At 69.1% G+C, this 9,098-nt stretch carries 13 protein-coding genes and 1 pseudogene; 9 read left to right on the top strand and 5 right to left on the bottom strand.

Annotated elements, in window-relative coordinates:
• Nucleotides 1-100 precede the first annotated feature (100 nt).
• The 7 genes and pseudogenes from E3T37_RS08710 (at nucleotide 101) to E3T37_RS17375 (ending at nucleotide 4,009) form a co-directional block, all read left to right on the top strand.
• Nucleotides 101-1,276 carry a M4 family metallopeptidase gene (locus tag E3T37_RS08710; RefSeq protein WP_134366405.1) on the top strand — a complete coding sequence of 392 codons (1,176 nt, stop codon included), beginning with the start codon at nucleotides 101-103 and terminating at the stop codon, nucleotides 1,274-1,276.
• A gap of 27 nt (nucleotides 1,277-1,303) precedes the next feature.
• Complete coding sequence (locus tag E3T37_RS08715; protein WP_134366406.1) at nucleotides 1,304-1,573, top strand: protealysin inhibitor emfourin; 270 nt, start codon at nucleotides 1,304-1,306, stop codon at nucleotides 1,571-1,573.
• Between the two features lie 145 nt (nucleotides 1,574-1,718).
• Nucleotides 1,719-2,597, top strand: a complete 879-nt coding sequence (locus E3T37_RS08720; RefSeq protein WP_134366407.1) for a hypothetical protein — start codon at nucleotides 1,719-1,721, stop codon at nucleotides 2,595-2,597.
• 133 nt (nucleotides 2,598-2,730) lie between these two features.
• On the top strand, nucleotides 2,731-3,156 hold the full coding sequence (locus E3T37_RS08725; protein WP_134366408.1) for a pyridoxamine 5'-phosphate oxidase family protein: 426 nt from the start codon (nucleotides 2,731-2,733) through the stop codon (nucleotides 3,154-3,156).
• A 4-nt stretch (nucleotides 3,157-3,160) separates the two neighbouring features.
• Nucleotides 3,161-3,328 carry an SDR family NAD(P)-dependent oxidoreductase gene (locus E3T37_RS17365; RefSeq protein WP_241975777.1) on the top strand — a complete coding sequence of 56 codons (168 nt, stop codon included), beginning with the start codon at nucleotides 3,161-3,163 and terminating at the stop codon, nucleotides 3,326-3,328.
• Nucleotides 3,325-3,627, top strand: a pseudogene (locus tag E3T37_RS17370) (SDR family NAD(P)-dependent oxidoreductase); the annotation flags it as partial. The gene E3T37_RS17365 and the pseudogene E3T37_RS17370, both read left to right, overlap by 4 nt.
• 28 nt (nucleotides 3,628-3,655) lie before the next feature.
• Nucleotides 3,656-4,009: a hypothetical protein gene (locus E3T37_RS17375; protein ID WP_241981007.1), complete on the top strand. Its 354-nt coding sequence runs from the start codon at nucleotides 3,656-3,658 to the stop codon at nucleotides 4,007-4,009.
• A 104-nt stretch (nucleotides 4,010-4,113) separates the two neighbouring features.
• Here E3T37_RS17375 and E3T37_RS08735 read toward each other — a convergent pair whose 3' ends face one another.
• Nucleotides 4,114-4,464 (bottom strand): hypothetical protein, encoded by a 351-nt coding sequence (locus E3T37_RS08735; RefSeq protein ID WP_134366409.1) that lies wholly within the window; start codon nucleotides 4,462-4,464, stop codon nucleotides 4,114-4,116.
• A gap of 439 nt (nucleotides 4,465-4,903) precedes the next feature.
• Between E3T37_RS08735 and E3T37_RS08740 the strand changes: the two genes are divergently transcribed.
• Nucleotides 4,904-5,929 (top strand): cobalamin biosynthesis protein CobQ, encoded by a 1,026-nt coding sequence (locus E3T37_RS08740; RefSeq protein ID WP_134366410.1) that lies wholly within the window; start codon nucleotides 4,904-4,906, stop codon nucleotides 5,927-5,929.
• Between the two features lie 80 nt (nucleotides 5,930-6,009).
• On the opposite strand, the gene E3T37_RS08745 is transcribed toward E3T37_RS08740, so the two are convergent.
• Nucleotides 6,010-6,423 carry a hypothetical protein gene (locus E3T37_RS08745; protein WP_134366411.1) on the bottom strand — a complete coding sequence of 138 codons (414 nt, stop codon included), beginning with the start codon at nucleotides 6,421-6,423 and terminating at the stop codon, nucleotides 6,010-6,012.
• A gap of 56 nt (nucleotides 6,424-6,479) precedes the next feature.
• Here E3T37_RS08745 and E3T37_RS08750 point away from each other — a divergent pair, with 56 nt between their 5' ends.
• Entirely contained in the window at nucleotides 6,480-6,761 is a 282-nt protein-coding gene (locus E3T37_RS08750; protein ID WP_241975776.1) for a DUF167 domain-containing protein, read from the top strand.
• 71 nt (nucleotides 6,762-6,832) lie between these two features.
• Here E3T37_RS08750 and E3T37_RS08755 read toward each other — a convergent pair whose 3' ends face one another.
• From E3T37_RS08755 to E3T37_RS08765, 3 genes are all read right to left on the bottom strand, one after another.
• The gene (locus tag E3T37_RS08755) at nucleotides 6,833-7,204 is read right to left on the bottom strand and encodes an FKBP-type peptidyl-prolyl cis-trans isomerase (protein WP_134366412.1); all 372 of its coding nucleotides are present in this window, start codon (nucleotides 7,202-7,204) and stop codon (nucleotides 6,833-6,835) included.
• 191 nt (nucleotides 7,205-7,395) lie between these two features.
• The gene (locus tag E3T37_RS08760; RefSeq protein WP_134366413.1) at nucleotides 7,396-8,598 is read right to left on the bottom strand and encodes a PrsW family intramembrane metalloprotease; all 1,203 of its coding nucleotides are present in this window, start codon (nucleotides 8,596-8,598) and stop codon (nucleotides 7,396-7,398) included.
• Nucleotides 8,599-8,603: 5 nt separating this feature from the next.
• Nucleotides 8,604-9,098 (bottom strand): FAD-binding oxidoreductase (locus E3T37_RS08765; RefSeq protein WP_304992546.1); only part of this gene is annotated, 495 nt, incomplete at its 5' end.

A 9,098-nucleotide genomic window follows, 5' to 3' on the forward strand; every position in this document is an offset into this window, starting at 1 on the left:
CACGTTACGGTCGGCGCCGCGAGTTCGCCATTCGGGCCCCTCCGCGGCGGATGCAGCGGATGCGCTGGCCAGTGTCACCGTCTGGTGCCACACTCGTCCCATGACCGGATCACCGCACGCCCACACCCGTTGCGCGATCGTGCCGCCGTACCTGCTGGTGCGGCTGGCCCGCCTGGACGATCCCCGGTTCGCTGCCGCCGCCGAGGCCGCGCGGCAGTCGCTGATGCGGGACGCGCCGATCCGGGACCTGCGCGCGGGGGCGCATCCGTCTGTGCGATCGTCGGTGCATCCATCGGTGCAGCCTTCGGGCATCGGAACCGCGGTGCGCGGGCGGATCGACCGGGCCATCTCGGATGCGGCGGGCCTGGAGCGTCTGCCGGGCCGGCTGGTGCGCGGCGAGCGGCAGGGGCCGGTGGCGGACCCGGCGGTGCAGGAGGCCTGGGACGGGCTCGGCAGCACGCACGCCCTGTTCTGGACGGTGTTCGAGCGTGACTCCATCGACGATCGCGGGCTGCCGCTGGAGGCCACCGTGCACTACGGCCGCCGGTACGACAACGCGTTCTGGGACGGGGAGCGGATGGTCTTCGGTGACGGGGACGGGCAGGTCTTCAACCGGTTCACCGCGTCGCTGACCGTGATTGGGCACGAACTCGCCCACGGCGTCACCCAGTTCACCGCCAACCTCGCCTATCAGGGCCAGTCGGGCGCGATCAACGAGTCGGTGTCAGACGTGTTCGGTTCCCTGGTCGAGCAGTACGCGAGGGGCCAGTCGACCGCCGAGGCGTCCTGGCTGATCGGCGAGGGATTGTTCACCGACCAGGTGCAGGGTGTGGCCCTGCGCTCGATGAAAGCACCCGGCACCGCCTACAACGACGATGTCCTCGGCAAGGACCCCCAGCCGGCCAACATGTCTGGCTACGTGGAGACCGAGGACGACAACGGCGGGGTGCACCTGAACTCCGGTATCCCGAACCGGGCGTTCTTCCTGGTCGCTTCCGCTCTCGGCGGCAACGCCTGGGATGCCGCCGGCCGGATCTGGTTCGACACGCTCACCTCCGGCACGCTCGGGCGGGGCGTTGACTTCCGCGGGTTCGCTCGGGCGACCGCGCGGGCGGCGCTCAAGCGGTACGGCATCGGATCCCCGGAGCACGATGCCGTGATCGCCGCCTGGACCGCGGTGGGACTCGGTGCCGGCCTCGGCTCGGTATCGAGCGCCCGCACCGGCGCCGTCACCATCCCCGGCGGCACCGGGGATCCGGTCGCGCTGCCGGAGTAGCATCTCCCCCATGAAGGTGGACGTCTTGTGAAGGTGGTCGTCTCGCGCAGCGGTGGTATCGCCGGGATCCGGCGGACCTGGGAGGTTCAGGTCGACGAGCAGCCCGATGCGTCAGCATGGATGGCGCTCCTCGACACTCTGCCATGGAACGACGTGGCCACGGAGGCGCCGCAGCCGGACCGGTATATCTATCGCATCCGCTGTGCACCCCATGAGGTGGTGCTCGGGGAGCAGCAGGTCTGCGGCCCCTGGCAAGACCTTATTGACCGGGTCAGAGGGGTGATCGAACCACGCTGAACGTTGCGTGAACGAATGGCGCGGACCGTTCCTGGACGTGGCTGCCTGAGAGTCCCCTGTTAGAATGACCTTAACTAGGGGGCCTTTCATCGTTATTCTTCCGGCTGTAAAAAATTCATGTTCTTCCATCCTGCGCCAAGCCACAGTGCTGGCCCTCGGCCTCGTTCTCGCCGGCTTTGCGCTGACCGCTATTCCGGTGGCGCCGGCCTCGGCTGCGCCGACGGGCACGACCATCGACCAGTGCAACGGCGTCCCGGGAGTCGGCGCCGGCACCGGAGCCGTGGAATGCAACGTCACCGTGACGAACAACCTGGACCTGGCTACCGGTGTGGCGAGTTCCACGGTGAGCACCGTCGTATGCGTTCACGAAGCCAACACCAAGGTCGATTGCGGGCCGGCCACGGTCGCTCCCTACACGAACCTCGTCCTGCACGTCGCGCAGTGCAACGGGTCGATCAACGTCGGCGGCGGGAACGTGCTCTGCACCGTGACCATCGTGAATAACATCACCGGCTCGGCGACTCCGACCCCCGCGACCGTGAATCAGTGCATCGAATCCGGCACCGGCGGCGGCACCGAGCCGACGACCGACTGCGACCCGACCGGCCCCACAACCGGTGCCACGGTCGACCAGTGCAACAGTTCCGGAAATGGCGGCGGCGCCACCATGCGCGTACTGTGTACCGTCGACCCGCTGTCCAGCGTGGTGCCGGAAATTCCGGTCACGGTCACCCAGTGCAACGGATCCGGCAACAATGGCGGCAGCACGGTCATCTGTGACACCGAATTGACCACGATCGTGCGGGCCGCAGCAACCACGCCGACGGCCACCCCGACCCCGACCCCGACAGCGACCGCCTCTCCGATGGTGGCTCCCCTCGTCGAGGCCGCTCCGCAGTTGGCCGCCACCGGCTTCAGCTCCGGACCGCTCCTGATCTCCACCGCTTCGGCTCTCCTGCTCGGCGGCCTGGTCGTGCTGTTCGTATTCCGACGCAACATCCGTCGCCCCGGGCGCCAGGGCTGACACGCACCAGCTCTGCACGAAGAGCGACTACGCGCCGACCGCCGTTCCCGGTGGTCGGCGCGTTTTTCGTCCCGCCCGTTGGTCGACCCGCGCGTTAGCTCGCGGAGAAGCCGACCGCGTGGGACCATTGGGCATGGAAACCAACGACCTGAGTCCGGTTCGGAACCTCACCGAAGAAGAATGCTGGGATCTCCTGATCTCGTCGAGTTTCGGGCGACTCGCGCTGAGCATCGCCGGTGAGCCGGACATCTACCCGGTGAACTTCATCGCGGTCGACAAGACGCTTCTTTTCCGTACCGCGGAGGGCACGAAGCTGCTCGAACTCACCGTGAACAACAGGGTCGCTTTCGAGACGGACGGGATCGGCCGCGACGAAGCCTGGAGCGTCGTGGCGCGCGGCCAGGCGCGCGTGCTCGACACGCAGGCCGAGATCGAGGCCGCGGACCAGCTGCCGCTGCGCCCGCTTGTCCCCACCCTCAAGTACATCTATGTGGAGATCACGCCCACGACTGTCAGCGGTCGTCGATTCAATCTCGGCCCGGAACCCGACCGGTACTGACCAGATGAACACGCAAGCGGTTCCCGGCGTTGTGCTGATCACCGGTACATCCTCCGGGATCGGCCTGCATGCAGCCGTGGCGGCGGCCCGCGCCGGACACACGGTCGTGGCCACGATGCGCAACCTCGAGGGAGCGCGCGCCCTGCGCGACGCCGCGGCCACCGCGGGGTGAGCCTCGACATCCGTCGTCTGGACGTCACCGAGCCCGACTCGGCGACGCAGGTCGTGACCGACCTGACGGAACGCTACGGCCGGCTCGACGCGCTCATCAACAACGCCGGCTCCGGCCGGGTCGGCACCATCGAGAACGAGACCGTCGACGATGTGCGAGCCGTGATGGAAGCGAACTTCTTCGGGGTCGTCGCCGTGACCCGCGCTGCCCTCCCCCACCTGCGTAAAACCCGCAGGCGCCTGATTTCGGTGTCGAGCGTCGGCGGGGTCGTCGGCCAGCCCTTCAACGAGGCCTACTGCGCCGCCAAGTTCGCGGTCGAAGGCTTTCATGGAGAGCCTCGCCCCCGTGGCTGCCACGGCCGGGGTCTCCGTGACGGTCGTCGAGCCCGGTGCCGTGGCGTCGTCGTTCATCGCCAACGTGGGTGGAGAGCTCGCCTCGTCCGGCCCGGTTGACGACCCCTACGCCGACACCCTGGCCCCCTACCTGGCCCGCGCGGCGTTCTCCTTCAGTGCTGCCCAGTCCGCTCACAGCGCCGGTGCGGTTCTCGCAGGCCTGCTGGACGGCGACCGCCCCGCGTTCCGCGTGCAGACGTCCGAAGGCGCACGCCAGTTCGTGGCTGCCAAGCTCGCCGACCTCGATGGTTCCGTCGTGCAGGGCATGACGGCAGCCTGGCTGGCCTGACCGGCTCCTCCCGGGCGGCCTCGACCGTCAGAACGGTGCGTGCTCGGGGGCGGGCTCCGGCTCGGCTACCGTCGTGGGTTCCGGCGGCGGCGTCGTCTCGGGTTTCACCGCAACGTGCCATAGCTGATCTCCCCCGCAGCCAGCGCCGCCCGGGTCGCGAGCAGCTCAACGGCCAGGGCCCGGCTCTCCGCGACCAGGTTTTCCGCCGACCGCTGCGGCACCCGGATCGTGCAGGCCAGCTCGCTCGAGAACTCCCGCTCGGCCACCTCACGTGCGTCCCAGCGGGCGCTTGGGACCCGGGCGGCGTTGTGGGCGACGGCCTGCCCGAACCGTCGGGCCGCCTCGACCCGTTCCGCCCGCCGGGCGAAGGCCGCGGCGATGTCGCGTTCGGCCTCGGCGATGGCATCGAAATGGAGGCCCATGGCCTCTCGCTCTGCGATGAATGACGGCTTCATGAGGAACACGCTACGCGCACCCACCGACACGGCCCCGGCACCCGTGGACACTGTGGATAACCTGATCAAACCCGGATTGTGGAGGACACCGCGCGCTTCCCATCTACTGCATCCGCGCCGCCGAGGACGCTCAGTCCCGGCGAAGTATGCCGGAACGCGGCCCGGCGACCGGCCGCCCGGAATCCCCTTCCCCACCCTCGGGTGGCTAATTCAGGAGATTCGGGCCGGTCGCTCGTCCGGCGCCGCAGACCAGTGCGGATGAGTGGGCGCCAGCGGGAGAATCTCCTGAGTTAGCCCCGGCGGCGGCAGGTGGCTTTGGCTCACCGCGAAGAACCTCATACGGTTAAGGAAGTTGCGGATCTTCCCCGGTCCGGAATCAGCCGTTGTCGACGACTGAGTCCGAGCAACGCCAGCCAGCAGCGACGGAAAGAAACCGATCATGACCCAGAATGTCCCCGCGCTTCCCGGTGCCGGAGCCCCCGTTCACGAAGGCGATGCAGCCGGCGGGACCGGGGAGAACGAGGGGCCGGATGCCTCCACTCGCCTCTCGTTCCTCAGCCCGCCGCAGCGCACGACGGCCGGGCCTGCTCAGCAGGGCTGGCGAGGGAGGCTCAGCCGGCTCACCGGTGGCCTCATCGCTCTCGGCCCGGGCCGCGTCGAGCGGGCGCACCGAGAGACGATCGCCTCCGTCCAACGCAACTTCACGGAGCCGAAAACGATCGTGGTGCTCAATCCCAAGGGCGGAGCGAACAAGACGACCGCGACCCTGCTCATCGCGGCGACGCTGGGCATGTACCGCGGCGGGTACACGCTGGCGTGGGACAACAACGAGTCGATGGGAAACCTCGGGGTGAGGGTGCGCACCGCCGGGCACACGAACACCGCCCTGACCCTCCTGCGCGAGCTGGACCGATTTGACGACGGACGCACCATCCGCCTGGGCGACCTGGACAACTATGTGCACGCCCAGGGGGACGCCCAATTCGACGCGCTGGCCTCCGACCTGGACCCGGCCGGCGCCCGGAACATCGACGGCGAGGCGTTCGGCCGGCTCTACGCCATCCTCAGCCGGTTCTACCGCGTGCTGGTGATCGACACGGGCAACAACATGCGGGCATCCAATTGGGAGGCAGCCGTCGAGAAAGCCGACCAGCTCGTCGTCGTGTCGACGATCCGCGAAGACACCGGCTACGGTGCGGCCGCGCTGCTGGAGGGTCTGCGCCAGAAAGGCCACGGCGAGAAGGTGGCGCAGGCCGTCACGATCCTGGCGTCACCGGACGGGACCGTCGACGACGCCCTGTACCGGCGGCTGCACGATCACTTCGGCAAGCTCACCCGGGCCGTCCTGGACGTGCCGTTTGACCCCGCGCTGATCGGCGGTGGACCGCTGAACATCGACGCACTCGACCCGCGCACCCGCCGGGCCTGGCTGGACGCGACGGCTGTGATCGCCGAGGGACTCTGAGGCGGCGAGGGCTGCGCGTCGGGCCGGGAAGGCCCGGTAGGCCGGGAAGCCCGGTAGGCAGGGAAGGCTCGGCGGGCGCCTCAGGCATCCGCGGACAGACCGATGAGGCGGAGCAGTGCGAGGCCGTAGGCATCCGCGGCTTCGTCGGCGTCGAACGATTCCGTCGCGCCGTGGATCTCGACCAGCACCCGGTGGCTCGATTCCTCCAGCCGGTGCAGGGAGCGGAAGGTGTTGCGCAGCAGCGCCCGCAACTGGTCCTCGCGCGGGAGCCAGAGGGCGTCCTCGAGGGCGAGGGAGTCCAGAGCCCACTCGGTCGTGCCGTTGAACCCGAGGATCGTGCCGGTGTCGAATTCGTGCGGCTCGATGGTCATGTCATTGACCGTGAACACGTCGCTCTCGAAACCGGCACGTTCGATCCGGAAGGCGTCCCCGGAGACGGGGCGCCAGCGCAGACCGGCCACGGCCAGTGCGCGTGCACAGTCGATTGAGATCATGGCGGCAACTCCGCCCGCTAGCGTTGTGATGAGAACTATATTCCAGGAGGACCGGTGTGACGCGAACCGTGAATCTGACGGTGCATGTGAAGCCCGGCAGCCGCAAGGGGCCTCTGGTCACGGTCGACGACCCCGAGGATGCGCCGGACACTGCGACGAAACTCCCCACGGATGCCGCCCTTACGGTCTATCTGCAGCAGCGCGCCGCCGAGGGTGCCGCCAACGAGGCCCTGGTCAAGCTGCTCGCCAAGCACTTCGGCGTTTCCCGGAGCGCGGTCACCATCATCCGTGGGCACAGCTCCCGGATCAAGCACGTGCGGGTCGAACACGACTCGTAGCGACCGGTCGCGACTGGTTGTGACCCGCACGTGCCCTCCGGGCGGCGGTGAGTTGCAGCTGACGCCGAGTTCTAGCTGACGCCGAGCAGGTCGATCACGAAGATCAGCGTCTGGCCGGAGAGACGGTGGCCTCCGCCGGCGGGACCGTAGGCCAGGTGCGGCGGGACGACCAGCTCGCGGCGTCCGCCCACCTTCATTCCGGGGATGCCCTGCTGCCAGCCCGCGATCAGCGACCGGAGTGGGAAGTTGATCGACTGGCCGCGGTTCCAGGACGAGTCGAATTCGTCTCCGGTGTCGTATTCGACGCCCAGGTAGTGCACGTCGACGGTGGCGCCGGGGGTTGCCTCGGCACCCTCGCCGACCACGATGTCGGTAATGGTCAGTTCGGTGGGCGCGGGGCCCTCGGGTGCGTCGAGTTCGGGCTTTGAATTGAGATCAGTCATGTTCCCATCCAACCGGATTCACCCGTCCGACGCACCGTGAAAATTCCCCCTTGCGCGAACGCAACGGGGAGGCGCACCATGGAATCAGTAACTCGCCGCTCCGGGAGAGTCGTCGGCATCGCCACACCACCGGGCGGCGAGTTCATGTCTGCAGCCGACGCCGTTCACTTCCCCGCGCTCAGGTGCGACGCTCAGGCGATCACTCCGGCGCGGTCCGCCTGGATGAGGCCCAGCAGTTCCGCCTCGTCGGCGCGGTCCACGTGACCCGCCGTGCCGTTCAGCATCCGTTGCCGGGCGAATGCCAGCCGGGTGGCATCCCGGATGAAGCTCTGCATCGCCCGCTTGCGGGCGCGGGGCTGGCGAGAAGCCCAGGTCCTGGCCTGCCGCCGCCCTTCGGGGGTGGCGAGCATCGAGACCTCGGCGGCGCTGAACCAGCCCACCGCCGCGTACTCGCTGAGTCGACGTTCGGTGATGCGCTTCTCCTGCCGGCGGAGCAGGATCACGACCACGACGGCGGCCAGGAACAGCGGCACCTGCACGAGCAGGTAGTAGGTCACCAAGGAGGCGCTGTCCACCAGGTAGAAGGCGCCGTTCCAGAGCATGTGCAGCAGGATGGCGCCCAGCAGGCCGAGCAGGATCGTGCCGGCGGCCGCCGCACCGCGGCGCCGGGCCGCCAGTCCGATCGCAATCCCCGTGCAGGCGGTGAACATGACGTGCGCGAACGGGGACAGCACACCCCGCACCAGGAAGGTGAAGCCCAGGTTGGCGGCGCCGCCGTCCATCATCGCCAGACCGAAGTACTGGATGTTCTCGGAGAACGCGAACCCCGCGGCGACCGTCGCCGCGAAGACGATGCCGTCGACGGGTCCGTCGAACCGGCGGCGGAGCACCCAGAAGATCAGCAGGATGCCAAATCCTTTCGCGGTCTCCTCCACGATGGGCGCCTGGATGACGGCGGCGGTGAAATCGGCGCCGGACCCGGAGGCTGACCGGGACGCGCCGGAGAGGTTCAGGGCGATCTGCACGCCGAGGTCGAAGATCAGGGCCGACGCCACCGAGACGCCCGCGCCCCAGAGCAGGGCGAACCAGAGCGTCGGGCGGGGCTCCGGCTCCCAGCGGTCGATCCAGCGCACGGCCAGCAGGATCGCCGTCAACGGGATGAGGGCGAGGATCAGGCAGATCAGCAGCGCTCCGGGGCCGAGGAACGTGGCCAGGTACACCAGCACCAGCAGCACCGCCGTGCCGCCCACGACCAGGCCGACGCTGGTCAGGGCGATCAGGCCCCCACTCGTGCGGCGCACCGGGGCGGACCACACGGGCTGAACGGGCTGGGCCGCCGGTTGCACACCCGGGGCGGCAGCGGCTGGGCGGGACTCGGGCGACTCAAATGTCATGCCGATCAGGATACCGGGGCGAACATGGTGCCCGGGTTGAGGATGCCGAGGGGATCGAAGACGGACTTGATCTGGCGCTGCAGGTCGAAGCTCGTGTCGCCGATTTCCTCCGCCAGCCAGCGGCGTTTGAGCACGCCGACCCCGTGCTCGCCGGTGAGGGTGCCGCCGAGTTTCAGGGCCGCCCGGAACAGTTCTCCGGCCGCCTCCCAGATCGCCTCCGGCACCACCGGGTCCCCGGCCGGCCGGCCCGGGTCGGCGGGGATCACGAAGTTGGGGTGCAGGTTGCCGTCGCCGGCGTGGGCGACCGTGGGGATCGGCACGCCCGTGCGGGCGCTGATCTCCGCGATCCGTTCGAACATTTCCGCCATCCGGGAACGGGGCACACAGACATCCTCGATCAGGACCTCGCCGTGGGCGGCCAGCGCCGGGTGCGCGGCCCGCCGCACGGCCAGCAGCCGGTCGGCGGTGGCGCCCCCCGCGGCATCCGCCAGGCGGACCTC

Source organism: Cryobacterium sp. TMT2-10 (assembly GCF_004403075.1).
Lineage (GTDB): Bacteria > Actinomycetota > Actinomycetes > Actinomycetales > Microbacteriaceae > Cryobacterium > Cryobacterium shii.